Here is a 26,300-nt window from a genome sequence, read left to right on the forward strand (position 1 = left end):
GCATGGCCCGGGGTCGGGTCTTTTCAGTGGCGGAAGTGGCGCACGCCGGTGAACACCATGGCCACGCCGCGCTCGTTGGCGGCGTCAATCACCTCCTGGTCGCGCATCGAGCCGCCGGGCTGGATGACACAGCTCGCCCCCTGGTCGACCACCACGTCCAGACCGTCGCGGAAGGGGAAGAAGGCGTCGCTGGCCACCGCCGTGCCAGCCAGCGACAAGTTGGCGTGGCCGGCCTTGATGCTGGCGATGCGGGCCGAATCGAGGCGGCTCATCTGGCCAGCGCCCACGCCCATGGTCATGCCGTCCTTGCAGAACACGATGGCGTTGCTCTTGACGTACTTGGCCACCTTCCAGGCGAACAGCAGGTCGTCGAGCTGCTGCGCGGTGGGGGCCAGCTTGGTCACCACCTTCAGGTCTGAACGCTTCAGTTCGTGGTTGTCGGCGGTTTGCACCAGCAGGCCCGAACCCACGCGCTTGACGTCGTGGGCGTTCAGGCCGCGCTCCCAGGCGGTGGCGCCGTCGCGCTTGACGCCGGTCAGCGAAATCTCCAGCACCCGCACGTTGGCCTTGGCCTTGAACACCTCCAGTGCCTCGGGCGTGAAGGCCGGCGCCATCAGCACCTCGACGAACTGCTTGGCAATCGCCTGCGCGGCCGCGCCGTCCACCACCACGTTGCTGGCGATGATGCCGCCGAAGGCCGAGGTCGGGTCGGTCTGGAAGGCCTTGCTGTAGGCCTCCAGCGCGTGGGCGCCCACCGCCACACCACAGGGGTTGGCGTGTTTGACGATCACGCAGGCCGGCACCTCAAAGCTCTTCACACACTCCCAGGCCGCGTCGGCGTCGGCGATGTTGTTGTAGCTCAGCTCCTTGCCCTGCAGCTGCTTGGCCGACACCAGCGAACCGGGGGCGGGGTAGAGGTCGCGGTAGAAGGCGGCGCTCTGGTGCGGGTTCTCGCCGTAGCGCAGGTCTTGCAGCTTGATGAAGTTGCTGTTGGACTGGCCGGCAAAAGGCAGGCAGGTGGGCACACCGGTGCTGCCGGCGGCGAAGTCCACCGACGACAGGTAGTTGCTGATGGCGGCGTCGTACTGCGCGATGCGGTTGTACGCCGCCACCGACAGCGCGAAACGGGTGGCGTCGGTCAGTTTGCCGTTGGCCTTCAGTTCGGCCAGCGCACCGGCGTACTGCGAGGCGTCGGTCAACACGCCCACGTCTTTCCAGTTCTTGGCCGCGCTGCGCACCATGGCCGGGCCACCGATGTCGATGTTCTCGATCGCGTCTTCCAGCGTGCAGCCGGGCTTGGCCACCGTGGCCTCGAAGGGGTAGAGGTTGACCACCAGCAGGTCGATGGTCTGGATGCCGTGTTGGGCCAGCGCGGCCATGTGCTCGGGCAGGTCGCGACGGGCCAGCAGGCCACCGTGCACCATGGGGTGCAGGGTTTTGACACGGCCGTCCAGCATTTCGGGGAAGCCGGTCAGCTCGGCCGCTTCGGTGACCGGCAGGCCCTGGTCGGCCAGCAGCTTGGCGGTGCCGCCGGTGGAAATGAGCTTGATGCCCAGGCCGTGCAGGGCCTGGGCGAATTCGACGATGCCGGTCTTGTCGGAAACGGAGATGAGAGCGTTCATGGGGTCTTGCGGGGGGATGGTTATTTGATGAGCTTGTGCTCGACAAGCTTTTTGCGCAGGGTGTTGCGGTTCAGGCCCAGCCACTCGGCGGCCTTGGACTGGTTGTGCTCGGCCTGCGCCAGCACCACCTCCAGCAGTGGTCTTTCCACCGCCTTGATCATCATGTCGTAGACGTCGTTCGGCTCGGTGCCGCGGAGGTCGCGGAAGTAGCCGTCCAGGCTGGCCTTCACACATTCCTCGATCTGCTTCTTACTCATGCACTCCACTCCATGGCTTCTTGTTCTTGCGGGGTGTCGGGGGCAGGCAGGCGTTCGCCCTGCGCTTCCAGCGCGTTGAAATAGGCCTGCACCGCCAGCCACTGCTGCTCGCAGTCGTTGATGGCGTTGACCTGCTGGCGGAAGTCCTCGCCACCGGGCAGGGCCTTCACATACCAGGCGATGTGTTTGCGCGCGCTGCGCATGCCGGTGAGTTCGCCGTACAGGCTGTAGTGGTCGCGCAGATGCGCCAGCAGCAGCTCCCGCACCTCGGCCACCAGCGGCGGTGCCAGGTGGCTGCCGGTGGCCAGGAAATGGGCGATCTCACGGAAGATCCAGGGCCGGCCCATCGCGGCGCGGCCAATCATCACCGCGTCGGCGCCGGTGGCGGCCAGCACATCGCGGGCCTTTTCCGGGCTGGTGATGTCGCCGTTGGCCACCACCGGGATGGTCAGCGCGGCCTTCACCTCGCCCACCGTGTCGTACTCGGCCTGGCCGCCATAACCCTGACCGCGGGTGCGGCCGTGCACCGCCACCATCATCACACCGGCGCTTTCGGCGGCGCGGGCGATGCGCACCGCGTTCTTGTGCTGTTCGCTCCAGCCGGTGCGCATCTTCAGCGTCACCGGCACACCGTGCGGCGCGGCGGCGGCCACTACGGCCTCGATGATCTCGAGGGCCAGCGGCTCGTCCTGCATCAGCGCCGAGCCCGCCCATTTGTTGCAGACCTTTTTGGCCGGGCAGCCCATGTTGATGTCGATGATTTGCGCGCCGCGGTCGATGTTGTAGGCCGTGGCCTCGGCCATCATGGCGGCGTCGGTGCCAGCGATCTGCACCGCGATGGGGGCCACCTCGCCGTCGTGGTTGGCGCGGCGCGAGGTCTTCAGGCTGTTCCACAAATCGCGCCGCGAGGTCACCATCTCGCTCACCGCATAGCCCGCGCCCAGCCGCTTGCACAGCATGCGGAAGGGCCGGTCGGTCACCCCGGCCATCGGGGCGGCGAACAGGTGGTTCGTCAGCGCGTAAGGGCCGATGTGCATGGTGGGTGGTGGGAGCGGGTTGCCAAAAAATGAGGCACGATTGTAGCTGCCCAAAATTTCAGCAGTTGAAACAACGCCGGGCCCCGGCGCACCAGGGGCAGGCCCCTATACTGGCCGGCCATGGACGCCTGGATTGAACCGCTGCTCGCCTGGCTGGCCTTGCCGCAGTTCGGCCTGAGCACGGTGTTCCTGGTGTCCTTCATCTCGGCCACGCTGCTGCCCATGGGATCGGAGCCGGCGGTGTTCGGCCTGATCAAGCTCAACCCCGATTTGTTCTGGGCCACCATCGCGGTGGCCACCGTGGGCAACACCCTGGGCGGCGCGCTGGACTGGTGGATGGGCTATGGCGCCAACCGGGTGGTGGACAAGTACCGCGGCTCGCCCACCCATTTGCGGGTGCTGGACTGGCTGACCCGCTTCGGCCCCAAGACCTGTTTGCTGGCCTGGCTGCCGGTGGTGGGCGACCCGCTCTGTGCGGTGGCCGGCTGGCTCAAGTTCCCGTTCTGGCCCTGCTTGTTCTACATGGCGGTGGGCAAGTTTCTGCGCTACCTCACCATGACGGTGCTGCTGCTGCAGGTGTTTCCCGGCGGCCTGTCCTTCTAGCCCTCCGCGCCTTCCACCAGAAAGCGCACCCGCTTCACCCCCTGCCACTCGTCGGCATCGAGCCGGAAGGCCAGCATCACCTTGGCCGGCAGCGGCTCGGTGTGGCCGAACCAGATGCCGTCCACCGGCTGGCCGCGGTGTTTGAGCTTGAGCGCCAGGTGTTTTTCACCCACCAGGCGCTGTGACACCACATCGACCTCTTCGCTGAACACCGGCGGCGCAAAGCCCTGGCCCCAGACCTCGCGGTGCAAGGTGTCCACCAGGTCGGCGCGGCGCCATGCCGGGTCCAGCGCACCGTCGGTTTCCAGCCGGCGGGTCAGCGTGGCGGCGTCCAGCCATTCCTGGGCCACGCGGCTCAGCGCTTCCTCGAACACATCGAGTTGCTCGGCCGCCACGGTGCAGCCGGCGGCCATGGCGTGGCCACCGAAACGCAGCAACACGCCGGGGTGGCGTTTGGCCACCAGGTCCAGTGCGTCGCGCAAATGGAAGCCGGCGATGGAGCGGCCCGAGCCCTTGAGCTCGTCCTCCTTGCCCGGCGCGCTGCTGGCGGCAAACACAAAGGTTGGCCGGTGAAACTTGTCCTTCAGCCGCGAGGCGACGATGCCCACCACACCCTCGTGGAAGTCGGGGTCGAACACACAGATGGCCGGTGGCGGCTCGTCGTCTTCGTCGAACAGCGACTCGGCGATTTGCTGGGCCTGTTCGCGCATATCGCCCTCGATCTCGCGGCGTTCGCGGTTGATGGCGTCGAGCTGGCTGGCCAGTTCGTCGGCGCGGGCGGTGTCGTCGGTCAGCAGGCATTCAATGCCCAGCGTCATGTCCGACAGCCGGCCGGCGGCGTTGATGCGCGGGCCCAGCGCAAAACCAAAGTCGAAGGTGGTGGCCACCCGGGCGTCACGGCCGGCCACCCGGAACAGGCCGGCCATGCCGGGGGGCAGAGCGCCGGCGCGCACCCGCTTCAGGCCTTGCGCCACCAGCCGGCGGTTGTTGGCGTCGAGCTTGACCACGTCGGCCACCGTGCCCAGCGCCACCAAGGGCAGCAGCGCATCCAATTTCGGTTGGGTCTGGGCACTGAACACGCCCCGCTGGCGCAGCTCCGAACGCAAGGCCAGCAGCACGTAAAACATCACGCCCACACCGGCGATGGACTTGCTTTCGAAGCCGCAGCCCGGCTGGTTGGGGTTGACGATGACCTCGGCGCTGGGCAGGGTGGCGGCCGGCAAATGGTGGTCGGTCACCAGCACCTGCAGGCCCAGGGCCTGGGCCTGGGCCACACCGTCCAGGCTGGCGATGCCGTTGTCCACCGTGATCAGCACATCGGCGCCGCTGTCCTTCACCCGGCGGGCGATCGGTGGCGTCAGGCCATAGCCGTCCACCACCCGGTCAGGCACCAGGTAGCCCACATGGCGGGCGCCCAGCAGCCGCAGGCCACGCACACCCACGGCGCAGGCGGTGGCGCCGTCGCAGTCGTAGTCGGCCACGATGCAGAGCTTTTTGCCGGCGGCCATGGCGTCGGCCAGCAGCACCGCGGCTTCGGCCGCGCCTTTCAGCGCGCTGGGGGGAATCAGCTGGGCCAGGCCGTCGTCCAGTTCGGCCGGATGCAGGATGCCGCGGGCGGCAAACAGCCGGGCCAGCAGCGGGTGCACACCGGCCTGTTCCAGCTGCCAGACCGCGCGGGGTGGCACGTCACGCACGGATATCTTCACAGTGCCCCCAGCAGGCTGGCCACCGAACGGCGGGCAAAGGGCGCGCGGACGGCCCGCAGCAGCCGCGGCCACAGGCCGGCCGGCGGGCTGACCCAGCTCTGCGCCGCCCGCTCGCCGCACAGCGTCAGCCGCACCGCCTGGCCCTGGCTGTGGGCCTGCAGCAAATCGGCCACCGGGCCGGCGTCGAGCGCCTGCCAGGCAGCGGCCCAGGCGGCGGCGTCGCCGCGCAGCGCCGGCGCGGCGAGGCGGTCGTCGATGGCCAAGCCGGGCGGGGGATTGACGTCGCTGGAAAGCACACCGGCGCCGGTGAGCCAGAAGGAGTTGACCACCGGTTGTCCGCGCTGCTCGCGGGCGTCGTTCAGCGGGTGGGTGTAAAGCAGCATTTGCATCTCGTTTTGCAGCCGGCGCAGCGCCGCACCGGTGGGGGTGGCGGCGTCGGGCAGCCAGGCGTTGATGTTGCGGCCCACCACCCGCTCCAGCGAGGCGGTGGGCAGGTCACGGAAGACCTGGCCGGTGGCCAGCCAGGCGCCAGGGGTTTGGCCGTGGGTCAGCGTGATACCGTCCTCGGCGAAATAGGGCGCCATCGCGGCCAGCAGGGCCTGCGATTCGGCCGCGTCCAGCCGCAGGTCGGCGGGGTCGCCCATCAGGATGCGGTCGGTGCCCACCTGCCAGTGGCAGGGCCGGACCCAGGCGCAGGGCTGGCCCCAGGTCTGGCTTTCCCAAGCCGCCCAGGGCAGGTGGCCGGCGGTCTGCGGCCAGCCCAGGGCCTGGGCCAGCGCCAGTTCGTGCGGCATGGCGGGGTCGGTGTCTTCGGTGGCCAGGCGGTCGCTGGGCGTCAGGCCGTTCAGCAGCCGTTGCAGCCGGGGCAGGGCCAGCCCGGCCAAGGCCTGGGCCAGCGCCTCGCCCTGGGCCCCGGCGGCGGGCAGCAGCAGGTGCAGCGGGCCGGAGGCGACGTGGGAGGCCGGGGCGTCGTGGCGGCGGGTCAGCGCGCGCGTCGGTGGGGGGGGCAGGGGCATGGGGGTATTGTCCGGGATGCAACAATCCAGCCCATGGACATTCCCTTTGAGCTGAGCCTGGGCTGGCGCTACACCCGTGCCGGCCGTGCCACCCGGCGCAACGGCTTCATCTCCTTCATCTCCGGTGTGTCGATGCTGGGCATCGCGCTGGGCGTGGCGGCGCTGATCATCGTGCTGAGCGTGATGAACGGTTTTCAGAAAGAGGTGCGCGACCGCATGCTGGGCGTGGTGTCGCACATCGAAATCTCTGCTGCCAACAACGGCGCGCTGCCCGACCTCGAGCGGGTGCTGGCCACCGTCAAGGCCCACCCGGCGGTGGTGGGCGCGGCGCCTTTCATTGCGGCCCAGGCCTTGCTGGCGCGCGGCGAGGACATGAAGGGCAGCATCATCCGCGGCATCGATCCGGTGCGCGAGCCCGAGGTGACCGACCTGGCCGCCGGCCTGCGCGCATCGGTGCTGCAGCGCCTGGTGCCGGGTGAGTTCGGTGTGGTGCTGGGCGGCGACCTGGCCCGTTCCATGGGCGTGCGCGAGGGCGATGCGCTGACGCTGATCGCGCCCAGCGGCCAGGTCACGCCGGCCGGCGTGGTGCCGCGGCTGAAACAGATGACGGTGGTGGGTACCTTTGATTCCGGCCATTACGAGTACGACGCCGCGCTGGCCATGGTGCACCAGGACGATGCCGCCCGCATCTTCCGGCTCGAGGGACCGACCGGCATCCGGGTCAAGCTGCGCGACCTGCACCAGGCCCGCGAGGTGGGTGCCGAGCTGGCGGCCCAGCTGCCGCGCGAGGTGCTGGTGCGCGACTGGACGCGGCAGAACAAAACCTGGTTTGCCGCGGTGCAGCTGGAAAAACGCATGATGTTCATCATCCTGACGCTGATCGTTGCGGTGGCGGCCTTCAACCTGGTCAGCACGCTGGTGATGAGCGTCACCGACAAGCGCGCCGACATCGCCATCCTGCGCACCCTGGGCGCGAGCCCGCGCAGCGTCATGGCGATCTTCGTGGTGCAGGGCGCGGCGGTGGGTGTGGTCGGCACCTTCGCCGGCCTGCTGCTGGGCCTGGGTGTGGCCTTCAACATCGACGTGCTGGTGCCGGCGCTGGAGCGGCTGCTCAACGCCAGCTTTCTGCCACGCGACATCTACCTGATCAGCCGCATGCCCAGCGAGCCGCTGGCCAGCGACATCCTGCCGGTGGCCATCATCTCGCTGGTGCTGGCCTTTTTGGCCACCATCTACCCGAGCTGGCGCGCCAGCCGCGTCAATCCCGCCGAGGCCTTGCGGTATGAGTGATCTGAACAAAGTGGTGTTGCAGGCCACAGGCCTGACCAAACGCTTCACCGAAGGCCGGCTCGACGTCACCGTGCTGCAGGGCGTCAACCTCAGCGTGTACGCCGGCGAGACGCTGGCCATCGTCGGCGCCTCGGGCTCTGGCAAAAGCACGCTGTTGCACCTGCTGGGCGGGCTGGACGCACCCACCGCCGGCCAGGTGCAGCTGCTAGGCCAGGACCTGGCCGGTCTGTCGCCCACCGAGCAGGGCCGGCAGCGCAACACCCACCTGGGCTTTGTCTACCAGTTCCACCACCTGCTGCCCGAGTTCAGTGCGTTGGACAACGTGGCCATGCCGCTGCGCATCCGCCGCCTGCTACCGGCCGACTGCCATGCGGCGGCCGAGGCCATGCTGGCCCGGGTCGGGCTGGCCGAGCGCCTGCACCACCGGCCGGCCGAGCTGTCGGGCGGTGAGCGCCAGCGGGTGGCGATTGCCCGCGCGCTGGTCAGCCAGCCGGCCTGTGTGCTGGCCGACGAACCCACCGGCAACCTCGACCGCACCACCGCCGGCGGGGTGTTCGACCTGATGCTGCAACTGGCCCGCGACAAGGGCACGGCCTTTGTGCTGGTGACCCACGACGAATCGCTGGCCGCGCGCTGCGACCGCCAGCTGCGGCTGGTGGGCGGGGTGCTGCAGGGTGACCTGCCCGCGCCGGTGGCGGTGCCGTAACCAGACCCATCTTTTTCTTCTTTGCCGAACCGCTGCATGACCCAGCCTGAACGCATCTTCATCAGTATCGCGTCCTACTGCGACCCCATGCTGCAGTTCACCGTCAACGACGCCTGGCTCAAGGCCAAGCAGCCCGACCGGCTGCGCTTCGGCATCGTTGACCAGAGCCCGCCCGAGCAGCGCCAGGTGCTGCCCAACGAGTTCGCCCGGCGCCACATCCGCTATGTGCATGTGCACCCCAGCGACACCCGGGGCGTGTGCTGGGCCCGCTCGCTGGCGATGACGCTGTACCAGGGCGAAGAGTGGTTTTTCCAGATCGATTCGCACATGCTGTTCGAGCCCGGCTGGGACGAGCGGCTGATCGACCAGGCCCGCGAATGCCAGGCGCTGAACCCGCGCTGCATCGTCTCGTCCTACCCCAACCCCTTCGAGATGGTCAACGGCGCGGCCATCCCCAAGCCCACCACCGACAAGGTGCTGGCCCACATCGTCAAACCCGACAGCGGCTTCGAGGGCGACCACCCGACGCTGAGCTTCCAGGCCATCGCGGTCGACCAGACCACGCCGGTGCGCGGCTTCCACCTGGGCGCGGGCTGTTTGTTCGCGCCGGGCGACTTCGTCAGCGTGCTGCCCTACGACCCGCATCTGTATTTCCACGGCGAGGAACAAAGCCTGGCGGTGCGTGCCTTCACCCATGGCTGGGACATCTTCCACGTCTGCGGTCTGCCCATCTACCACCTGTACAACGTGGGCGACAACGCCAAGAACCGGCCGCTGCACTGGAGCGAGGACGAGGACAAACAGCGCCAGCAGCGCTGGTGGGAGCTGGACGCCGCCGCCAAGGCCAGACTGCGCCGCCTGGTGTTCGACGGCGCCGACCTGGGTATCCATGGCCTGGGGCGCGAACGCAGCCTGGCCGACTACGCGCGCTTCAGCGGCATCAACTACATCGACCGCAGCATCGGCGAGACCGCCCGCACCGGGCCCTGGATGGTGGCCTCGCCCAGCGCGGTGGCCCCGGCCGCCGCGGCCGCGCCCGCGGTCGACCACAAGGCGGTGTTCACCCAGATCTTCAAGTCGAATGCCTGGGGCGACGGCGAGTCGGCCTCGGGGCCCGGCTCCACCACCCAGGCCACCCAGCACCTGCGGCGCGAGCTGCCCGGCCTGCTGGCCGAGCTGGGCGTGCGCTCCATGCTGGACCTGCCTTGTGGCGACTTCAACTGGATGCGCCATGTGGACCTGGCCGGCGTCAACTACCTGGGCGGCGACCTGGTGGCCGAGCTGGTGGCCGAGAACAACCGGCGCCATGCCCGCGACAACGTGCGTTTTGCGGTGCTGGACCTGCTGAACGACGACCTGCCTCGGGTCGACCTGGTGATGTGCCGCGACTGTTTGTTCCATTTCCCGCTGGCGTCCGTCCAGCAGGCGTTGAAGAACATCCAGCGCAGCGGCTCGCGCTACCTGCTCACCACCAGCTTCACCTGGCGCCAGGCCGGACCCAACAACGACATCCCCATGGGCGGCTGGCACCGGCTCAACCTGGAGCTGCCACCCATCAACCTGCCGCGGCCGCTGCGGGTGCTGGTCGAGGGCTGTGGCATTCCCGGCGCGGAAGACAAGTCCATGTTGCTGTTCGACCTGGATGAACTCGCCTGAGGCCTCGCCGACCGCGGCGCCGCGGTGGGTGGACAGCCACTGCCACCTGGACGCTGCCGAATTCAGCCAACGGGGTGGGTCGCCCGCGGCCATCCGGGCCGCCGCCGCGCAGCAACACGTTGCGCTGTGTGTGCTGCCGGCGGTCGAGGTGGCCAACTTCGGTGCGGTGCAGGCCTTGGCCCATGCCCATGGCGACGCCTACGCCCTGGGCATCCACCCGCTGTACGTGCCCCAGGCCCGCGAGGCCGACCTGGCCACGCTGGACGACTGGCTGACCCGCCACCACCACGACCCGCGGCTGGTGGCGGTGGGCGAGATCGGGCTGGACTGCTTTGTGCCCGCCCTGAGCACCCCGGCCATGCTGGCCAAACAAACGCTGTTCTACCGCGCCCAGTTGAAGCTGGCCCGCAAACATGGGCTGCCGGTGATCCTGCATGTGCGGCGCTCGGCCGATTTGCTGCTCAAGCAGCTTCGTGCGCTGCCCGGGCCCTGGCTGGGCATTGCCCATGCGTTCAACGGCAGCGAGCAACAGGCCGACGCTTTCGTGGCCCTGGGCCTGCGGCTGGGTTTTGGCGGCGCGGTGACGTTTGAGCGGGCGCTGCAATTGCGTCGCCTGGCCCAGCGGCTGCCCGATTCGGCGCTGGTGCTGGAAACCGACGCGCCCGACATCCCGCCGAACTGGCTTTACACCACCGCAGCGCAGCGCGCCGACGGTGTGCCGCAAGGGCTGAACCAGCCGGCCGAGCTGCCCCGCATCGGCGCGGTGGTGGCGGCGCTGCGCGGCGTCACACCGGAGGCTCTGGCGGCGTTGACCAGTGCCAACGCGCTGGCGGCCCTGCCCAAGCTGCGGGCGCTGTGGCCATGCTGACCGGCCTGCCGCCGGTGGTGGGGCCAGGCACCCGGCTGCTGGTGCTGGGCAGTTTTCCGGGTGTGGCCTCGCTGCAGGCCGGCCAGTACTACGCCCACCCACGCAACCAGTTCTGGCCCATCGTCACCACGCTGCTGGCCGACGACCCGGCAGCCGTGTGCGCCTGGCCCTATACCCGCCGCTGCGACTGGCTGCTGGCCGTGGGCCTGGGCCTGTGGGACGTGTATGCCGCCTGCGAGCGCGAAGGCAGCCTGGACGCCGCCATCCGCAGCCCCGAAGTCAACGACTTCGGTGGCCTGCGCCAGCGCTGCCCGCGGCTGCAGGCGGTGGCCCACAATGGCGGTGAGAGTTTCCGCCACGCCCGGCAAACCGCGGCGCTGGGCCTGCCGGTGCTGAAATTGCCTTCCACCAGCCCGGCCAATGCCAGCTGGAATTTCGAGCGCAAGCTCGCCGCCTGGCGCGAAGCGCTGCAGGCCCACCAATTGATGCCATGAGTTCGCCCAAAGCCGCTTCCAAAACCGCATCCAAAAAAGCCGCCGTGGCCGAATTTGCCGAGGTCAATTTTTCCGAGCACGAGGACATCCGCTACCTGCACCTGGGCAGTGAATGGGTGCAGGGCTCGATGAACATCGATGCCCCCTTCGACATCGACCTGGAGTATGTCGAGCGCATGATGGCCTGGCTGCTGTTTGTGCCGCTGACCGGCCTGGGCCAGCGCCACGCCATGCAACTGGGCCTGGGTGCGGCGGCACTGACCAAGTTCTGCCACAAGCGGCTGCGCACCCGCACCACCGCGGTCGAGATCAACCCCAAGGTGGTGCTGGCCTGCCGGGCCTGGTTCAAGCTGCCGCCCGACGACAAATTGCTGACGGTGGTGGTGGCCGACGCGGCGCAGGAAATCCGCCAAGCCGAGCGCCTGGGCACGGTGGACGCCTTGCAGGTCGACGTGTACGACGAGGAGGCCGCCGCCCCCATGCTGGACAGCGCGGCCTTTTACGCCGACTGCCGGGCGCTGCTCACCGACGAGGGCGTGATGACGGTGAACCTGTTCGGTCGCGACGCCAGCTACGCCCACAGCCTGGCGCAGATCGTCGAGGCCTTTGGCGCGGACGCGGTGTGGGCCTTCAAGCCCACCAAAGAAGGCAACACCGTGGTGCTGGCCCAGCGCACCCCCAGCCGGCCGCCGCCTGAGCTGATGGCCCAGCGGGCGGCCGAATTGCAGACCCGCTGGAAGCTGCGCACCCGCAACTGGCTCAAGCTGCTCAAACCACTGTCCTAGCCCGGCCTGTCACCTGGCCGTCACGGCCTAGGTGGAATCCACAGGCGGGGCCAAGCCCAGAGTCGCCACAATCGGGCGGCGACACCGAATGCCTTTGGGAGGTTTGTTGTGAAAATTGGAAGCCAGAAAGACTTTGCCTCGGGGCTGATGTTCTCCGTGCTGGGGGTGGCCTTCGCCTGGGGGGCGAGCGGCTACAACCTGGGCAACGGCGCCCGCATGGGGCCGGGCTATTTCCCGCTGATGCTGGGCATCATTCTGGCGCTGCTGGGGGTGGCCATCACCGTGGTGGCGGTGGTCAAGCCCCGGCCCGACGGCGACCCGATTGGCCGCATCGCCTGGAAGCCGCTGGTCTGGATCATCGGCTCCAACGTGTTGTTCGGCGCGCTGCTGGGGGGTCTGCCACTGATTGGCTTGCCGTCCATGGGCATGGTGGTGGCGATTTACGCGCTGGTGCTGATGGCCAGCCTGGCCGCCGACACCTTCAAGCTCAAGGAGGTGCTGCTGCTGGCCACGGTGCTGTCGGTGGGCTCTTACCTGGCCTTCGTGATGCTGCTGAAACTGCAGTTCCCGGTCTGGCCCGCTTTCATCACCGGCTGAGGACCCCATGGACCTGATCAACAACCTGGCACTCGGCTTTGGCGTGGCCTTCACGCCCATCAACCTGTTGTACGCCTTTGTCGGCTGTTTGCTGGGCACGCTGATCGGTGTGTTGCCCGGCATCGGGCCGATTGCCACCATCGCCATGCTGCTGCCGGCCACCTACGCGCTGCCGCCGGTGTCGGCGCTGATCATGCTGGCCGGCATCTATTACGGCGCGCAGTACGGTGGCTCCACCACCGCCATTCTGGTCAACCTGCCCGGCGAATCGTCGTCGGTGGTGACGGTGATCGACGGCTACCAGATGGCGCGCAAGGGCCGGGCCGGGCCGGCGCTGGCCGCGGCGGGCCTGGGCTCTTTCTTCGCCGGCTGTGTGGGCACACTGATCCTGGCCGCCTTTGCCGCGCCGCTGACCGAGGTGGCCTTCAAGTTCGGGCCGGCCGAGTACTTCTCGCTGATGGTGCTGGGCCTGATCGGCGCGGTGGTGCTGGCCTCGGGCTCGCTGCTGAAGGCGATTGCGATGATTGTGCTGGGCCTGCTGCTGGGCCTGGTGGGCACCGACGTCAATTCCGGCGTGGCCCGCTTCAGCATGGACATTCCCGAACTCACCGACGGCATCGGCTTTGTGGTGATTGCCATGGGGGTGTTTGGCTACGGCGAAATCATCAGCAACCTGGCCCGGCCGGAAGACGAACGCGAGGTCTTCACCGCCAAGGTGGAGGGGCTGTTCCCGACCAAGGAAGATTTCCGCAACTGCATCCCGGCGGTGCTGCGCGGCACCGCACTGGGGTCCATGCTGGGCATCCTGCCCGGCGGCGGCGCGCTGCTGTCGGCCTTTGCCGCCTACACGCTGGAGAAAAAAACCCGGCTGCGGCCGGGCGAGGTGCCGTTTGGCCAGGGCAACATCCGCGGCGTGGCCGCCCCCGAGGCGGCCAACAACGCCGGCTCGCAAACCTCCTTCATCCCGCTGCTGACGCTGGGCATCCCGCCCAACGCGGTGATGGCGCTGATGGTGGGGGCCATGACCATCCACAACATCCAGCCCGGCCCGCAGGTCATGACCAGCAACCCCGAGCTGTTCTGGGGCCTGATTGCGTCGATGTGGATAGGCAACCTGATGCTGGTGGTGCTGAACCTGCCGCTGATCGGCATTTGGATCAAGCTGCTGACCGTGCCCTACCGCTGGTTGTTCCCGTCCATCGTGCTGTTCTGCGCCATCGGCGTGTTTTCCACCAACAACAACACCTTTGACATCTGGATGGTGGCCTTGTTCGGTGTGGTGGGCTACGGTTTTCTGAAGCTGGGTGTGGAGCCCGCGCCGCTGCTGCTGGGTTTCATCCTGGGGCCGATGATGGAAGAAAACATGCGCCGCGCGCTGCTGCTGTCACGCGGGGAATGGAGCGTGTTCGTCACCCGCCCGCTGTCGGCCAGCCTGCTGGCCGTGGCCGCGCTGCTGCTGGTGATCGTGCTGCTGCCGGCGGTCAAACACAAACGCGAAGAAGCGTTTGTAGAGGACTGAGCACTGCGGCTCCAGACCTGCCTGCGCAGGTCTGGACAGTGCGAAGAAGCCAGTCCTCTGGACTGGCGAAGGTACAGGCGGCCAGTGTTTTCAACCCATGCAGAAAACGTTGAGCTTGTTCCCATCCAGGTCGCGAAAATACCCGGCGTAAAAGCCGCCGCCGCGCGGCCCGGCCGGGCCTTCGTCGGTGCCGCCCAGCGCCAGCGCCTGGGCGTGGACCGCGTCCACCTCTTCTTTGGATTTCACCGCGATCGCGGCCATCACGCCGTTGCCGACGGTGGCAGGCTCGCCGTTGGCCGGGGTGATCACGCCCAGCATTGCGCCCTTGGCGCTGCCCCAGAAAATGAAGCGTTCGCTCTGCATGGTGCGCTTGGCGCCCAGCGGCGTCAGCAGCGTGTCGTAGAACGCGGCGGCACGCGCCATGTCGTTGCTGCCCAGGCACACATAACCAATCATGGAAGTCTCCGGTGGGTGAAAAGGGGTTGACCAGGCCCCCGCTTCGGGAGCCGCGCCGATTCTAGGGACTGCCCTCGGGGGCCGCTGTCGCGCAGGGGCAAACCCTGTCGTGGGGCCCAGGGATTGTGGCCATACTGGGCCGCTGGCCTGCAGGCCAGGCCTCTTTCACCACCGACCCCCATCCCAGGAGATGCCCAGGTTTTTCAAGACCCCCTTGACCCTGATGCTGGCCAGCGCGGCCTTGTGCCTGTCCGCCACCGTGGCCCAGGCCCAGGTGCCGACCTATGGCCCCAACGTGACGCTGGAGCAGGCCCGCAAGGCGGTGGCTGCGGCGGTGGCCGATGCCCGCAAGCAGAACCTGCCGATGGCGGTGGCCGTGGTCGACACCGCCGGCCAGCTGGTGGCCTTTGAGCGCATGGACAACACCCAGACCGGCAGCACCCTGGTGTCGCAGGACAAGGCCGCTTCGGCCGCGCTGTTCCGTCGGCCCACCAAGGCCTTCCAGGACGCCGTGGCCGGTGGTGGTGCCGGCCTGCGGGTGCTGATGCTGCGCGGCGCCAACGCCATCGAGGGTGGCCTGCCGCTGGTGGTGGAGGGCAAGATCGTCGGTGCCATTGGGGTGTCTGGCGGCACCTCCGAGCAGGACGGTGGGGTGGCCAAGGCCGGTGTGGACGCGCTGGCGGCCAAATAAGTGGTGGAGCGGCCGGCCTGAATCGCGGTGGGCGGGCGGCCTGGGAACGGGTGGGAGGCTGCGGCACAATGGCGGCCGAGGGAACCATGCCGCTGCACAACCACCCACAGCGCCACGCGCTGCACAACGAAATCCACGCCCGGCCGCCCGAGGCGGTGACGCCACCGCTGGCGATTGCCCAGGTGGTGATGCTGACCGACCCGGCCGAACGCGAGGCCAGCCGCGCCCACCTGGCGGCGCTGCTGCGCAACCACCACCTGGCGCCGCCCGACGCCCACACCAACCACTTGCGCATCGACCTCGGTGCCTTCCGGCTGCGCTGGGAATTGCACACCGAGTTCGTCAGCTACACCTTCATGCGCAGCCTGACCGCCGACCCCTTCAGCGAACAGGGCTGCATGACCGCCACCGACGTGGTGCCACGCGACTGGTTCGACGGTCTGCCGGGTCAGAACATCTCCAGCCTGCATCTGTGGGTGCTGCCCACCAGCAGCTTTGGCGACCAGTCGCTGGTGCAGCGCGGCGTGCTGCAGGAGGACACGCTGGTGGCCTCCACCGTGGCCGAAGGCCATGGTGAGGTCTACACCGACTTCGCCATCCATGCCGACGGCTTCTCGCGCATGGTGCTGCTGGTCGGTGGCGCCGCGCCGCGCCGGCTGGGCCGGCTGGTGCAGCAGCTGACCGAGATCGAAACCTACCGCATGGCCGCCTTGCTGGCCTTGCCCGCGGCCCGCGAGGCCACGGCGGTGCTGGGCGGGGCCGAACGCGAACTGGCCCAGCTGGCCAGCGCCATCCGCACCGCGCAGCGCTCCGAGGAACCGGCCCTGCTGGACCGGCTGACCCGGCTGGCCGGCCAGGTGGAGGGCGAGTACGCGTCCACCCACTCGCGCTTCTCGGCCAGCAGCGCCTACTTTGATTTGGTCAACCGGCGCGTCAACGACATCGCTGAATCGCGGCTGGCCGGCATGCAGACCATCCGCGAGTTCATGCAGCGACGGCTGTCGCCGGCCATCAGCACCTGCGAATGGGCGGTGCGGCGCCAGCAAAGCCTGTCGGAGCGGGTCTCGCGCATCAGCAATTTGCTGCGCACCCGGGTCGAGATCGAGCAGCAGGTGGCCAGCCAGGAATTGCTGGAAACCATGAACGCCCGGCAAGACCTGCAGCTCAAGCTGCAGTCCACCGTGGAAGGCCTGTCGGTGGCGGCCATCACCTACTACATCGTGGGCCTGGTGGCCTACCTGGCCAAGGGCGCCGAGAAGATCGGCTGGCCCATCGGCCCCGAGGTCACGGCCGCGGTGGCGATTCCGCTGGTGGCCACCGCCGTCTGGTGGTCGCTGCGCCGGCTGCACCACCGGCTGATGCGGCACTGACACCCCACGGACAGACAAGCCATGGCGCCGCTTTGATAATGGCGCCATGCACTTCCATTTCGACAACCCCTACGCCAGCACCCGCCTCCCGGTGTTTGCCCGCAATGTGGTGGCCACCTCGCACCCGCTGGCGGTGCAGGCCGGCCTGAAGCTGCTGTGGCAGGGCGGCAATGCGGTTGACGCCGCGGTGGCCGCCGCCGCGGTGATGACGGTGGTTGAGCCGGTCAGCAACGGCCTGGGCAGCGACGCCTTCTGCATCCTGTGGGACGGCCAGCAACTGCATGGCCTGAACGCCTCGGGCCGCGCCCCGGCGGCCTGGACCCCGCAGCACTTTCACCGCAAATACGGCGATGGCGCCACCGCGCCGCCCAAGCGCGGCATCGACTCGGTCACCGTGCCGGGCGCGGTGGCCAGCTGGGTGGCCTTGAGCGAACGCTTTGGCAAGCGGCCTTTCGCCGACCTGATGGCGCCGGCCATCGAGATCGCCGAGCGCGGCTATTTGCTGACGCCGGTGGTGCAGCAGAAATGGGCGGCGGCCACCGACGAGCTGAAAGGCCAGCCCGGCTTTGCCCAGGCCTTTTTGCCGCGTGGCCGTGCCCCGGCGGTGGGCGAGCTGTTCCAGTTCGCGGCGGCCGCGCGCGGGCTGCGGGCGATTGCCGACAGCCGCGGCCAGGCCTTTTACGGCGGCGAGATCGCCGAGGCCCTGGCACGCTTTTCCGCCACCCATGGCGGCAGCCTGACGGTGCCGGACTTCGCCGCCTACCGCCCCGAGTGGGTGACGCCGATTTCGCAGGCCTACCGCGGGTATGCGCTGCACGAGATCCCGCCCAACGGCCAGGGCATCGCCGCGCTGATTGCGCTGGGCATCCTGAACCAGTTCGACCTGGCCGGCTTGCCGCTGGACGGCGTGGCCTCGCAGCACCTGCAGATCGAGGCCATGAAGCTGGCCTTTGCCGATGTCTACCGCTACGTGGCCGAGCCGGCCCACATGGCGGTGACGGCCGAGCAGCTGCTGGACCCGGCGTATCTGGCCGCGCGCGCCCGGCTGATCGATCCCCACAAGGCGCAGGACTTCGGTGCCGGCAACCCGGTCAAGGGCGGCACCATCTACCTCACCGTGGCCGACGAGGCCGGCATGATGGTCAGCTTCATCCAGAGCAACTACATGGGCTTTGGCTCTGGCTGTGTGGAGCCCGGCTTTGGCATCAGCCTGCAGAACCGCGGCCATGGCTTCAACCTCGACGCGGCCAGCGCCAACGGCGTGGCGCCGGGCAAGCGGCCCTTCCACACCATCATCCCGGCCTTCCTCACCAAGGACGGCCAGCCGGTCATGAGCTTTGGTGTGATGGGGGCCAACATGCAGCCGCAAGGCCATGTGCAAACCCTGGTGCGCATGCTGGACCACGCGCAAAGCCCGCAGGCCGCTTGCGATGCCCCACGCTGGCGCTACAACGCCGGGCTGGAGATCAACGTCGAGCAGTCCATGGCCCCGGCCACGGTGCAAGGCCTGGCGGCGCTGGGCCACCGCATGGAGGTCATCAACGACAGCTACCAGGACTTCGGCGCCGGCCAGTTCATCTGGCGCGCTGGCGACCCGGCGGTCGAGGGTTATGTGGCCGCCAGCGACGCCCGGCGCGACGGCCAGGCGGCGGGCTTTTGACACCCAGCACCGCCAAGCCCATGTGGCCCGGCCTGCTGCTGGCCGTGGTGGGCGCGATCGCCTTCAGCGGCAAGGCCATCATCGTCAAGCTGGCCTACCGCCACGGGGTGGACGCGGTGACCTTGCTGATGTACCGCATGCTGTTCGCGCTGCCCATTTTTGTGGCCATGGCCTGGTGGGCCAGCCGCGGCAAGCCGGCGCTCACCGCCAAGGACTGGCGCGGCGTGGTCTGGCTGGGCATCACCGGTTACTACCTGGCCAGCTTTCTGGATTTCGCCGGCCTGCAGTACATCAGCGCCGGGCTGGAGCGGCTGATCTTGTACCTCAACCCCACGCTGGTGCTGCTGCTGACCTGGCTGCTTTACAAGCGCCGGGTCTCGCGCATGCAGGTGCTGGCCATGGCGGTCAGTTACGCCGGCGTGCTGCTGGTGTTTGCCCATGAGGTCAACCTGCAGGGCGGCCATGTGGTGCTGGGCACGCTGCTGGTGTTTGGCAGCGCGGTGAGCTACGCCATCTACCTCAGTCACAGCGGCGAGCTGGTGCCGCGGCTGGGCTCGCTGCGGCTGGTGGGCCTGGCCACCACGGTGGCCTGTGTCTGCTGCCTGCTGCAGTTTGTCGCGCTGCGGCCGCTGAGCGCCGCGTGGGTGGCGCCGGAGGTGGTCTGGCTGTCGGTGCTGAACGCCACGCTGTGCACCGCGGTGCCGGTGCTGATGGTGATGATGGCCATCGAGCGCATCGGCGCTGGCGTGACCGCGCAGACCGGCATGGTGGGCCCGATGTCCACCATTCTGATGGGCGTGTGGATTTTGGGTGAGCCGCTCAATGCCTGGGTGGTGGCCGGCACCGCGCTGGTGCTGGGCGGGGTGTTTCTGGTGTCGCGTTACGGGAACCGCTGAGCATGAAGCGCAACAACAGGGGGCGTGGTCACTGGCTGTGGAGGGCGGGCCTGCTGGTCGGCCTGCTGGGGGTGCTGGCACCGGCCGCGGCGGCCTGGCTGGACGACAAAGGCCAGCCCCTGCCGGAGCGGCCCGCCATGCGCAGCAGCGGCGACTTCGGTGTGCAGCTGGTGCTGACGCCGGACGCCGCGGCTTTTGTGACCACCTGGAACGCGGCCAAGAAAAAAGCCCCCCGCCTGGTGGTGACCGGCACGGTGCGCCGGGGCGAGGCGGTGTCGGCCATGCTGGTGTTCTCCGGCTGCGCGGCGGGTCCGGCCGGTGCCTGCGATGTGGCGGTGGCCTACAGCCTCACCACCCCCGGCGGCCAGGTGCTGCAGACCGGCAGCGGCGCGGTGTGGCAAGACCGCCTGCCGGCGGCGCGCCTGCAGCTGGGCAAGCGCAGCGCCACGCTGCGGTTTGACGCCCAGGACAAACCCGGGGTCTACAAGGTCGGGGCGCTGGTGACCGACAAGGTGTCGGGCCGCCGCCTGACACTGGAAGCGCCGCTGACGGTGGAATGAGCGGCCGAATTTTCAAAGGAGCACGGTCATGGACATGGGAATCGCAGGGCGCTGGGCGCTGGTGGGTGGGGCCAGCAAGGGCCTGGGCCTGGGCTGTGCCCAGGCGCTGGCGCGCGAGGGGGTGAACCTGGTCATCGTGGCGCGCGGCGCGCCGGCGCTGGAACAGGCGGCGGCCGCGCTGCGTGCGCTGTCGACCGTGCAGGTGCTGGCGGTGGCCGCCGACATCACCACCGCGGAAGGCCGGGCGGCGGTGTTCGCCCAGCGGGCCGACTTCGACATCGTGGTCACCAACGCCGGTGGCCCGCCGCCCGGTGATTTCCGCCAGTGGGACCGCGAGGCCTGGCTGCGTGCACTGGACGCCAACATGCTGACCCCCATCGAGCTGATCAAGGCCACGGTGGACGGCATGGCGGCGCGCGGCTTTGGCCGCATCGTCAACATCACCTCGGGCGCGGTCAAGGCGCCCATCGACATCCTGGGCCTGTCCAACGGCGCGCGCAGCGGCCTGACCGGTTTCGTGGCCGGCCTGGCCCGCAGCGGCATCGCCGCCCAGGGGGTCACGGTCAACAACCTGCTGCCCGGCGCCTTCGACACCGAGCGCCTGCGCGGCACCATGGCGGGCGCGGCCAGCAAGACCGGCCAGACCCTGGACGCGGTGATGGCCACGCGACGGCAAAACATCCCGGCCCGGCGCTTTGGCGAGGCGGCCGAGTTCGGTGCCCTGTGCGCCTTTGTCTGCAGCGTGCATGCCGGCTACATCACCGGCCAAAACCTGCTGGCCGATGGCGGTGCTTACCCGGGCACGATGTAGCCGTCGGCCGGGCAAATGTGTGCTTTTGTAACCCGCCGGTCGCTCGGGTGCCCCTTGCGCTTTGGGGGCATTCATCGGTAATAAACTGGCGACCAGTTCGACGATCCACTGGAGCAAACCATGAATCCCGCAGAGACCTCTCTTCCCCGCCGCCATGTGCTGGTTGGCAGCGCCGCCGCCCTGGCCACCCTGGGCCTGAGCAGCTGGACCCGGCCCGCCGCCGCCCAGGCTGCCGCCGCCAAACCGCTGCCCGCCTACGCCGCCTGGAAAGACGCCTCCAGCGTCATCGTCCACAGTGCCTCCACGGTGGAGACCAAACGCAGCGCCTTTGGCAGCAGCGTCATCACACCGGCCGAGCAGCTCTACATCCGCAACAACCTGCCGGCGCCCGATGCCGCCATCCTGGCCAACCGCGACGCCTGGGAAATCGCCATCGAGGGTGTCAAGAATCCGCGCAAGCTCACTGTCGGTCAGCTCAAGACCCTGGGCCTGGAAACCGTGGCCACCGTGCTGCAGTGCTCGGGCAACGGCCGCGGCTTCTTCCCGCACAAGCCCAGCGGCACGCCGTGGACCGTGGGCGCGGCCGGCTGCGTGGTCTGGAGCGGTGTGCCTGTGCGTGCCGTGGTCGAGGCCCTGGGCGGCGTGGAGGGCGGCATGGCCTACATGACCGGCACCGGCGGCGAGGTGTTGCCGGCCGGCCTGGACCCCAAGAGCGTGGTGGTCGAGCGTTCGCTGCCCATCCAGGCGCTGGGCGATGCCCTGCTGGCCTGGGAGATGAACGGTGCGCCGATCTCGCTGGCCCATGGCGGCCCGCTGCGCCTGATCGTGCCGGGCTACCAGGGTGTCAACAACATCAAGTACGTCAAGCAGCTGGCCTTCACGGCCAAGGAAACCGACGCCAAGATCATGGCCCACGGCTACCGCATCGGGCCGCTGGGCGGCAAGGACGACCCCAGCCAGCCCTCGGTGCTGGAAATGCCGGTCAAGTCCTGGATCAACTCGCCCAATCCCGACAGCGCCAGCCGCGCGGCCGGCGCGGTGCTGATCCAGGGTGTGGCCTTTGGCGGCCTGAACCCGGTGAAAAAGGTCGAGGTCTCGACCGATGGCGGCAAGGTCTGGCGCCAGGCGCGTTTCATCGGCCCCGACCTGGGCAAGTTTGCCTGGCGGCAGTTTGTGCTGGAAGCCCAGCTGCAGCCCGGCAGCTACCAGTTGGTGAGCCGCGCCACCGACAGCACCGGCCAGGTCCAGCCCGAGCAGCGCCTGGAGAACAAACACGGCTACAACAACAACAGCTGGGCCGACCACGGCGTGGCGTTGACGGTGGCCTGATGCGGCGCTTCATGGGGGGCCTGGCCCTGGCGGCCGCGGTCTTTGGCGCGGTGGCGGGGGCCGAAGAGGCCCAGTTTGCGCTGGGCAAGCAGCTGTTCACCCAGGCCGCGGTGCCGGCCTGTGCCCTGTGCCACACGCTGAAAGACGCCCAGAGCAGCGGCGCGGTGGGCCCGGTGCTGGACGAGCTCAAGCCCGATGCCGCCCGCGTGGCCCAGGCGCTGCGCAACGGCCTGGGCCAGATGCCGTCCTATGCCGGCCAGCTCAGCGAGGCGCAGATCGCTGCGCTGGCGCTCTACGTGTCGCGGGCCAGCGGCGGCGCGAAGTAGGCGGTGTGCCGGGTCGCGGCACTCAGCGTCGCGAGGACACCACAATCCCGCCCACAATCAGCGCAAACGCCAGCCCGTGGTACAGGTGGGGCAGCTCACCGAGGAAGGCGGCCGACAGCAGCGCGGCGAACAGCGGCGTCAGGTTGGTGAAAAAACCGGCCAGCGTCGGCCCCACCCGCTTGACCCCCTGGCCCCAGAAACCGTAGGCCAGCAGCGCCGGCCCCACTGCAATGAACACCAGCGCCGCCGCCAGCGGCCAGCCCCACTGGATGTGGGCCTCGGTCAGCGCCCATTCACTGCCAGCGAACAGGCCAGACCACAGCAGGCCGAAGGCAATTTGTGCCATCAGGAAATGGGCCCAGTTCTGCCGCAAGGCCTCGGGCTCGTTGGGCCGGCTCAGCAGCCAGCTGTAGACCGACCAGGCGATGGTGGCCAGCAGGATGTACACATCCCCCGGCACCAGGCGCACCGCCAGCAGCTGCGCCCATTCGCCGCGCGACAACACCACCGCCACCCCGGTCAGCGACAGCAAGGCCCCCAGCAGCTGGCGCCGCGAGACGGACGCGCCGAAAAACAGCGCGCCAATGCCCAGCATCCACACCGGCATGCTGGCCGCCACCAGCGTCACGTTGAGGGGGGTGGAGGTTTTCAGCGCCAGGTACTGCAAGGCGTTGTAGGCCCCCACACCCAGCAGGCCCAGCACCGCAAAGCGCCGCCAGTGCGGCCACAGCGGGCTGCCAGGCCGCAGCACCGCGCCGGCCCAGGGCAGCAGCAACACAAAGGCCAGCGCCCAGCGCAGCAGGTTCATGGTGATGGGTGGCACCAGCGGCTGCACCATGCGGCCCACCACCGCATTGCCGGCCCACATCAGCGGCGGCACCACCAGCAGCAAGACGGTGGACGGGGTCAGGCGCGAACTCATCACCGCACTGTAGCAAGCGGCGCAAAAGTCGGCGACAGCAAGCCTGTTCGATTCGTGGCACCATCGCCCGAGCTTTTTCCAGGAGACACCCCATGAGCCAACACCCCAGCCGCGCCATTTGCATCACCCAGCATGGCGGCCCCGAGCAGCTGAAGCTGGTCAACGTCACCGTCGGCGAGCCTGGCCCGGGCGAGATCCGCATCCGCCACAAGGCGGTGGGCCTGAACTTCATCGACGTCTACCAGCGCAGCGGCCTCTACGCCCTGCCCATGCCCTTGCAGCTGGGCATGGAGGCTTCCGGCATCGTGGAAGCGGTGGGCGAGGGCGTCAGCCACCTGAAGGTGGGTGACCGCGCCGCCTACGCCAGCCAGCCCCCGGGCAGCTACTGCGACCTGCGGGTGATGCCGGCCAAATGCGTCTGCAAGCTGCCTGACGCCATCTCCTTCGAGACCGGTGCGGCCATGATGCTCAAGGGCCTGACCGCCCAGTACCTGCTGAAGAAAACCTTGCCCCAGGGTGGCCTGCAGGCCGGCGACTTCGTGTTGTTCCATGCCGCCGCCGGTGGTGTGGGACTGATCGCCACCCAGTGGGCCAAGGCCCTGGGCCTGCAGCTCATCGGCACGGCCGGTTCAGACGCCAAATGCGCGCTGGCCAAAGCAAACGGCGCGGCCCATGCCATCAACTACAGCACCGAAGACTTCCAGGCCCGGGTCAAAGAGATCACCGGCGGCAAGGGCGTCAAGGTGGTCTACGACTCGGTGGGCAAGGACACCTGGGACAAGTCGCTGGACTGCCTGGCGCCGTTCGGCCTGATGGCCAGCTTTGGCAACGCCTCCGGCCCGGTGGCGCCGTTCTCGCCCGGCATCCTGGGCCCCAAGGGCTCGATTTACGTGACCCGGCAAACCCTGTTCAGCCACATCGCCAGCCGCGAAAGCACCCAGGCCATGGCCGACGACTTGTTTGCGGTGGTGGAAAGTGGCGCGGTGCAGATCCGCATCGACCAGCGTTACCCGCTGGAACAGGTGCAGCAGGCCCACCTCGACCTCGAAGCGCGCAAGACCACCGGCTGCACCATCCTCACGCTGTAGCCGGCCACATCCCCTGCGCAGGCGCCGTGCCGGCGATGGCCCGGTGTGTCCAAATTTGACACAGACGCCACTCTGTGACCCATGACGGGGGCGCCACCCCCTGCACGGCCAATGGGGTGTCTCCATTGGGATAAAGGGCCTGCCATGGCACACACCGGTGTGCGGCATGTTTTTTGCACCACCCCCGAAAACAAATCCAAAAACCAAGGATTGGGGGAGACATGGAGACATCGAAATCGGTGGGGATGGCCGAGCAGCTCGCGCGCGCGGCCAACATCGCATTGCCATGGCGAGCGACGCGCTGCCATGTCGATGTGGCGGGCAAAATGGTTCACCTGTGGATCACCCGGCACCCCGAACAGCAGGTGATCAAGAAGCGCAACTGGCTGGGCATGACGACCGTTCACGCCGCGTCACCGCCGCCGCCCGAAGGGCCGGATCTGCACTGGCGGCACCTCAATTGCATGGACTTCACCTGCACCATCCACACCGTTGACCAGCTCGACCCGCGGCACCACGATTTGCCGTGGTTCGGTCAAACCGGAATGCCTTTTTCCAACAGTCTGGCCAGGCAGATTTTCGCCTGCCTTGCGGAAGGCTTGGAGCTGAACGCCATCTGTGCTTTGCTCAAAGTGTCGTTCGCCGATCTGTGGAAATTCAAATACGGGCTGGACAATGGCCTGATCAGGTTCGATTACGTCGCCACCCGAAAGCCCGCGGCATCGGGCGTGGCCGTCGGACCCGCCCCATCGGCCCCGCCGCCCGCTGGGGAGGCGGGTGTGCCGGATGTGTCCGACCCGGTCTGGGAGCGGTTGCTCACGGGGTCCTTGGTCATCCAGATCAAGACCTTGGGTTTTCAGTTACTGCTCACGAAATTGATGCAACAGGTGAGCCTGCAGCAGACGGACGACGTCAAATTGCTCAAGTTGCGGGAGTTGCATCGCTATGTGGAGCGCAACGCGCGCAGCCTGGGCATGGAGTTGCAGCAATTGAGATCGCACGTGTTGGAGGAAAGCGCAAGATGAGCGCCATGGGTCAAATGCTGGTCAGTCCAGCCCAGGCCGCTGAAATGATAGGCAAGGGCATGAGCTTGGCGATCGCGGCGGACGAGGCCATCTTGCGTTCGTTGCCCAGCGGCAATTGGATCGGCGGCAGCATCCCTTACTTCATGGGCCCGCAGGGGGGGGTGACCGCGCGCGACCAGGTGTTCGTCACGCCCCTGCCGCATTTCGAGGGCCTGGCGCCGCGCATCACCCACTACGACGTGGCGACCCTGTCGCAGGTCTGTGTGGAGGCGCCCGACAACGGCTTCAGCCTGATCATCCTGCCGGCCTTCTCCGACGTGCACTTTGACTACGCCCAGAACGCGGCGATGTACGACGACATGTTCATGAAGCCGGTGGTGGGTTGGGTGGCCGGCATCCACTTGCAAGACCTGGGCAAGGCCGCGCCCAAGGTGCGCGATGGGCGCCAGGCGGCGTTGTCGGACAACACCGCGGTGGTGGTCCATGTGCCTTTGCCGGCGCACATCAGCGCCAACGTCAACATCGTGAACCTGTTCCAGCAAGGCGCAGGCGATTCGTTGGCGTTCGAGACCAGCGGCTTCGAAGCCAGCCGCTGCCTGGTCAATGGCCAGGCGGTGTCGCTGGCGCACTACCTGAAAAGCATCGCGCACGACAGCCAATTGCCACTGGTGGCCAACTACAACGGTGCCCAGGTCAACGTCAGCATCAAGGCCATTGATCTGGTGGAAGACCGCGTCGAGTTCTACGGCCCGGTGTTTCCGGGCATGGTGTACAAAACAGCCCAGCCGTTCGAGGGCCAGTACGAAGCCGCTTTTTTGCAGGCCACGGCCCAGTTGTCCGCACAGGCGAGTTTTTCATGCAACTGCATCCTGAACTACCTGTACTGCGGACTGGACGGCAAGCGCACCGGTCAGGTCACCGGCCCGATGACCTTCGGTGAAGTGGCCTACGTGCTGCTGAACCAGACCATGGTGCATCTGGCGCTGGAAACCCACTGAGCCCGCCTCGGG

The 26,300-nt window shown here is 68.2% G+C and carries 27 protein-coding genes; 20 read left to right on the forward strand and 7 right to left on the reverse strand.

The annotated features are described in order from the left end of the window. Window positions 1-23: 23 nt before the first annotated feature. Genes purH through dusB form a run of 3 tightly spaced genes read right to left on the reverse strand, consistent with a single transcriptional unit; the run spans window position 24 to window position 2,916 of the window. On the reverse strand, window positions 24-1,622 hold the full coding sequence (gene purH, locus AC4BAR_RS01320; RefSeq protein ID WP_490626018.1) for a bifunctional phosphoribosylaminoimidazolecarboxamide formyltransferase/IMP cyclohydrolase: 1,599 nt from the start codon (window positions 1,620-1,622) through the stop codon (window positions 24-26). 20 nt (window positions 1,623-1,642) lie between these two features. Beyond that, complete coding sequence (locus AC4BAR_RS01325) at window positions 1,643-1,879, reverse strand: Fis family transcriptional regulator (RefSeq protein WP_490626019.1); 237 nt, start codon at window positions 1,877-1,879, stop codon at window positions 1,643-1,645. Continuing rightward, on the reverse strand, window positions 1,876-2,916 hold the full coding sequence (dusB, locus tag AC4BAR_RS01330; RefSeq protein ID WP_490626020.1) for a tRNA dihydrouridine synthase DusB: 1,041 nt from the start codon (window positions 2,914-2,916) through the stop codon (window positions 1,876-1,878). Before dusB ends, AC4BAR_RS01325 begins: the two co-directional genes overlap by 4 nt. A 120-nt stretch (window positions 2,917-3,036) precedes the next feature. Here dusB and AC4BAR_RS01335 point away from each other — a divergent pair, with 120 nt between their 5' ends. Next, window positions 3,037-3,519: a YqaA family protein gene (locus AC4BAR_RS01335; protein WP_490626021.1), complete on the forward strand. Its 483-nt coding sequence runs from the start codon at window positions 3,037-3,039 to the stop codon at window positions 3,517-3,519. Here the strand turns inward: AC4BAR_RS01335 and recJ are convergent. Together recJ and AC4BAR_RS01345 are read right to left on the reverse strand one after the other, a co-directional pair. Next, window positions 3,516-5,225 (reverse strand): single-stranded-DNA-specific exonuclease RecJ, encoded by a 1,710-nt coding sequence (gene recJ / locus AC4BAR_RS01340; protein WP_490626022.1) that lies wholly within the window; start codon window positions 5,223-5,225, stop codon window positions 3,516-3,518. The genes AC4BAR_RS01335 and recJ overlap by 4 nt on opposite strands. Next, on the reverse strand, window positions 5,222-6,241 hold the full coding sequence (locus AC4BAR_RS01345; protein WP_490626023.1) for a phosphoglycerate mutase: 1,020 nt from the start codon (window positions 6,239-6,241) through the stop codon (window positions 5,222-5,224). Before AC4BAR_RS01345 ends, recJ begins: the two co-directional genes overlap by 4 nt. A gap of 33 nt (window positions 6,242-6,274) precedes the next feature. Between AC4BAR_RS01345 and AC4BAR_RS01350 the strand changes: the two genes are divergently transcribed. From AC4BAR_RS01350 to AC4BAR_RS01385, 8 genes are all read left to right on the forward strand, one after another. Continuing rightward, complete coding sequence (locus tag AC4BAR_RS01350; protein WP_490626024.1) at window positions 6,275-7,531, forward strand: lipoprotein-releasing ABC transporter permease subunit; 1,257 nt, start codon at window positions 6,275-6,277, stop codon at window positions 7,529-7,531. Beyond that, window positions 7,524-8,237 (forward strand): lipoprotein-releasing ABC transporter ATP-binding protein LolD, encoded by a 714-nt coding sequence (gene lolD / locus AC4BAR_RS01355; protein WP_490626025.1) that lies wholly within the window; start codon window positions 7,524-7,526, stop codon window positions 8,235-8,237. The genes AC4BAR_RS01350 and lolD overlap by 8 nt, the downstream gene beginning before the upstream one ends. 36 nt (window positions 8,238-8,273) lie before the next feature. Next, window positions 8,274-9,893 (forward strand): GlcNAc-transferase family protein, encoded by a 1,620-nt coding sequence (locus AC4BAR_RS01360; RefSeq protein WP_490626026.1) that lies wholly within the window; start codon window positions 8,274-8,276, stop codon window positions 9,891-9,893. Then, window positions 9,880-10,761, forward strand: coding sequence for a TatD family hydrolase (locus AC4BAR_RS01365; protein ID WP_490626027.1), 882 nt, complete (start codon window positions 9,880-9,882; stop codon window positions 10,759-10,761). Before AC4BAR_RS01360 ends, AC4BAR_RS01365 begins: the two co-directional genes overlap by 14 nt. After that, window positions 10,755-11,255: a DNA-deoxyinosine glycosylase gene (locus AC4BAR_RS01370; RefSeq protein WP_490627165.1), complete on the forward strand. Its 501-nt coding sequence runs from the start codon at window positions 10,755-10,757 to the stop codon at window positions 11,253-11,255. The genes AC4BAR_RS01365 and AC4BAR_RS01370 overlap by 7 nt, the downstream gene beginning before the upstream one ends. Continuing rightward, entirely contained in the window at window positions 11,252-12,040 is a 789-nt protein-coding gene (locus tag AC4BAR_RS01375) for a class I SAM-dependent methyltransferase (protein WP_490626028.1), read from the forward strand. The genes AC4BAR_RS01370 and AC4BAR_RS01375 overlap by 4 nt, the downstream gene beginning before the upstream one ends. A 108-nt stretch (window positions 12,041-12,148) precedes the next feature. Continuing rightward, window positions 12,149-12,637, forward strand: coding sequence for a tripartite tricarboxylate transporter TctB family protein (locus tag AC4BAR_RS01380; RefSeq protein WP_490626029.1), 489 nt, complete (start codon window positions 12,149-12,151; stop codon window positions 12,635-12,637). 7 nt (window positions 12,638-12,644) lie between these two features. Next, on the forward strand, window positions 12,645-14,156 hold the full coding sequence (locus AC4BAR_RS01385; RefSeq protein ID WP_490626030.1) for a tripartite tricarboxylate transporter permease: 1,512 nt from the start codon (window positions 12,645-12,647) through the stop codon (window positions 14,154-14,156). 90 nt (window positions 14,157-14,246) lie between these two features. On the opposite strand, the gene AC4BAR_RS01390 is transcribed toward AC4BAR_RS01385, so the two are convergent. Next, complete coding sequence (locus tag AC4BAR_RS01390; protein ID WP_490626031.1) at window positions 14,247-14,612, reverse strand: VOC family protein; 366 nt, start codon at window positions 14,610-14,612, stop codon at window positions 14,247-14,249. Window positions 14,613-14,835: 223 nt separating this feature from the next. On the opposite strand from AC4BAR_RS01390, the gene AC4BAR_RS01395 reads away from it, so the two are divergent. From AC4BAR_RS01395 to sorU, 8 genes are all read left to right on the forward strand, one after another. Then, entirely contained in the window at window positions 14,836-15,303 is a 468-nt protein-coding gene (locus AC4BAR_RS01395; protein ID WP_490627166.1) for a GlcG/HbpS family heme-binding protein, read from the forward strand. Between the two features lie 86 nt (window positions 15,304-15,389). Next, on the forward strand, window positions 15,390-16,673 hold the full coding sequence (locus AC4BAR_RS01400; RefSeq protein ID WP_490626032.1) for a DUF3422 family protein: 1,284 nt from the start codon (window positions 15,390-15,392) through the stop codon (window positions 16,671-16,673). 46 nt (window positions 16,674-16,719) lie between these two features. Then, the gene (locus tag AC4BAR_RS01405) at window positions 16,720-18,333 is read left to right on the forward strand and encodes a gamma-glutamyltransferase family protein (protein WP_490626033.1); all 1,614 of its coding nucleotides are present in this window, start codon (window positions 16,720-16,722) and stop codon (window positions 18,331-18,333) included. 20 nt (window positions 18,334-18,353) lie between these two features. Further along, complete coding sequence (locus AC4BAR_RS01410; RefSeq protein ID WP_490627167.1) at window positions 18,354-19,229, forward strand: DMT family transporter; 876 nt, start codon at window positions 18,354-18,356, stop codon at window positions 19,227-19,229. Between the two features lie 2 nt (window positions 19,230-19,231). Further along, entirely contained in the window at window positions 19,232-19,789 is a 558-nt protein-coding gene (locus AC4BAR_RS01415) for a hypothetical protein (RefSeq protein WP_490626034.1), read from the forward strand. A gap of 28 nt (window positions 19,790-19,817) precedes the next feature. Next, the gene (locus AC4BAR_RS01420) at window positions 19,818-20,600 is read left to right on the forward strand and encodes an SDR family oxidoreductase (protein WP_490626035.1); all 783 of its coding nucleotides are present in this window, start codon (window positions 19,818-19,820) and stop codon (window positions 20,598-20,600) included. A gap of 120 nt (window positions 20,601-20,720) precedes the next feature. Next, complete coding sequence (sorT, locus tag AC4BAR_RS01425; RefSeq protein ID WP_490626036.1) at window positions 20,721-21,929, forward strand: SorT family sulfite dehydrogenase catalytic subunit; 1,209 nt, start codon at window positions 20,721-20,723, stop codon at window positions 21,927-21,929. Window positions 21,930-21,940: 11 nt separating this feature from the next. Then, the gene (gene sorU, locus AC4BAR_RS01430; protein WP_490627168.1) at window positions 21,941-22,255 is read left to right on the forward strand and encodes a SorU family sulfite dehydrogenase c-type cytochrome subunit; all 315 of its coding nucleotides are present in this window, start codon (window positions 21,941-21,943) and stop codon (window positions 22,253-22,255) included. 22 nt (window positions 22,256-22,277) lie between these two features. Here sorU and AC4BAR_RS01435 read toward each other — a convergent pair whose 3' ends face one another. Next, a complete protein-coding gene (locus AC4BAR_RS01435; protein WP_490626037.1) occupies window positions 22,278-23,177 on the reverse strand; it encodes a DMT family transporter in 900 nt (299 codons plus the stop codon). 92 nt (window positions 23,178-23,269) lie between these two features. On the opposite strand from AC4BAR_RS01435, the gene AC4BAR_RS01440 reads away from it, so the two are divergent. From AC4BAR_RS01440 to AC4BAR_RS01450, 3 genes are all read left to right on the forward strand, one after another. Then, window positions 23,270-24,265: a quinone oxidoreductase family protein gene (locus AC4BAR_RS01440; protein WP_490626038.1), complete on the forward strand. Its 996-nt coding sequence runs from the start codon at window positions 23,270-23,272 to the stop codon at window positions 24,263-24,265. A 221-nt stretch (window positions 24,266-24,486) separates the two neighbouring features. Then, window positions 24,487-25,290 (forward strand): hypothetical protein, encoded by an 804-nt coding sequence (locus AC4BAR_RS01445; protein WP_490626039.1) that lies wholly within the window; start codon window positions 24,487-24,489, stop codon window positions 25,288-25,290. Continuing rightward, window positions 25,287-26,288 (forward strand): DUF6976 family protein, encoded by a 1,002-nt coding sequence (locus AC4BAR_RS01450; protein ID WP_490626040.1) that lies wholly within the window; start codon window positions 25,287-25,289, stop codon window positions 26,286-26,288. Before AC4BAR_RS01445 ends, AC4BAR_RS01450 begins: the two co-directional genes overlap by 4 nt. The last annotated feature ends 12 nt before the right edge of the window (window positions 26,289-26,300 follow it).

The organism is Rhodoferax sp. SPJ4 (assembly GCF_058216275.1).

Coding starts and splice junctions, on each gene's coding strand:
- purH (WP_490626018.1), bottom strand. CDS start 1,622: ATGAACGCTCTCATCTCCGTTTCCGACAAGACCGGCATCGTCGAATTC.
- AC4BAR_RS01325 (WP_490626019.1), bottom strand. CDS start 1,879: ATGAGTAAGAAGCAGATCGAGGAATGTGTGAAGGCCAGCCTGGACGGC.
- dusB (WP_490626020.1), bottom strand. CDS start 2,916: ATGCACATCGGCCCTTACGCGCTGACGAACCACCTGTTCGCCGCCCCG.
- AC4BAR_RS01335 (WP_490626021.1), top strand. CDS start 3,037: ATGGACGCCTGGATTGAACCGCTGCTCGCCTGGCTGGCCTTGCCGCAG.
- AC4BAR_RS01345 (WP_490626023.1), bottom strand. CDS start 6,241: ATGCCCCTGCCCCCCCCACCGACGCGCGCGCTGACCCGCCGCCACGAC.
- AC4BAR_RS01350 (WP_490626024.1), top strand. CDS start 6,275: ATGGACATTCCCTTTGAGCTGAGCCTGGGCTGGCGCTACACCCGTGCC.
- lolD (WP_490626025.1), top strand. CDS start 7,524: ATGAGTGATCTGAACAAAGTGGTGTTGCAGGCCACAGGCCTGACCAAA.
- AC4BAR_RS01360 (WP_490626026.1), top strand. CDS start 8,274: ATGACCCAGCCTGAACGCATCTTCATCAGTATCGCGTCCTACTGCGAC.
- AC4BAR_RS01365 (WP_490626027.1), top strand. CDS start 9,880: ATGAACTCGCCTGAGGCCTCGCCGACCGCGGCGCCGCGGTGGGTGGAC.
- AC4BAR_RS01370 (WP_490627165.1), top strand. CDS start 10,755: ATGCTGACCGGCCTGCCGCCGGTGGTGGGGCCAGGCACCCGGCTGCTG.
- AC4BAR_RS01375 (WP_490626028.1), top strand. CDS start 11,252: ATGAGTTCGCCCAAAGCCGCTTCCAAAACCGCATCCAAAAAAGCCGCC.
- AC4BAR_RS01385 (WP_490626030.1), top strand. CDS start 12,645: ATGGACCTGATCAACAACCTGGCACTCGGCTTTGGCGTGGCCTTCACG.
- AC4BAR_RS01390 (WP_490626031.1), bottom strand. CDS start 14,612: ATGATTGGTTATGTGTGCCTGGGCAGCAACGACATGGCGCGTGCCGCC.
- AC4BAR_RS01395 (WP_490627166.1), top strand. CDS start 14,836: ATGCTGGCCAGCGCGGCCTTGTGCCTGTCCGCCACCGTGGCCCAGGCC.
- AC4BAR_RS01400 (WP_490626032.1), top strand. CDS start 15,390: ATGCCGCTGCACAACCACCCACAGCGCCACGCGCTGCACAACGAAATC.
- AC4BAR_RS01405 (WP_490626033.1), top strand. CDS start 16,720: ATGCACTTCCATTTCGACAACCCCTACGCCAGCACCCGCCTCCCGGTG.
- AC4BAR_RS01410 (WP_490627167.1), top strand. CDS start 18,354: ATGTGGCCCGGCCTGCTGCTGGCCGTGGTGGGCGCGATCGCCTTCAGC.
- AC4BAR_RS01415 (WP_490626034.1), top strand. CDS start 19,232: ATGAAGCGCAACAACAGGGGGCGTGGTCACTGGCTGTGGAGGGCGGGC.
- AC4BAR_RS01420 (WP_490626035.1), top strand. CDS start 19,818: ATGGACATGGGAATCGCAGGGCGCTGGGCGCTGGTGGGTGGGGCCAGC.
- sorT (WP_490626036.1), top strand. CDS start 20,721: ATGAATCCCGCAGAGACCTCTCTTCCCCGCCGCCATGTGCTGGTTGGC.
- sorU (WP_490627168.1), top strand. CDS start 21,941: ATGGGGGGCCTGGCCCTGGCGGCCGCGGTCTTTGGCGCGGTGGCGGGG.
- AC4BAR_RS01435 (WP_490626037.1), bottom strand. CDS start 23,177: ATGAGTTCGCGCCTGACCCCGTCCACCGTCTTGCTGCTGGTGGTGCCG.
- AC4BAR_RS01440 (WP_490626038.1), top strand. CDS start 23,270: ATGAGCCAACACCCCAGCCGCGCCATTTGCATCACCCAGCATGGCGGC.
- AC4BAR_RS01445 (WP_490626039.1), top strand. CDS start 24,487: ATGGAGACATCGAAATCGGTGGGGATGGCCGAGCAGCTCGCGCGCGCG.
- AC4BAR_RS01450 (WP_490626040.1), top strand. CDS start 25,287: ATGAGCGCCATGGGTCAAATGCTGGTCAGTCCAGCCCAGGCCGCTGAA.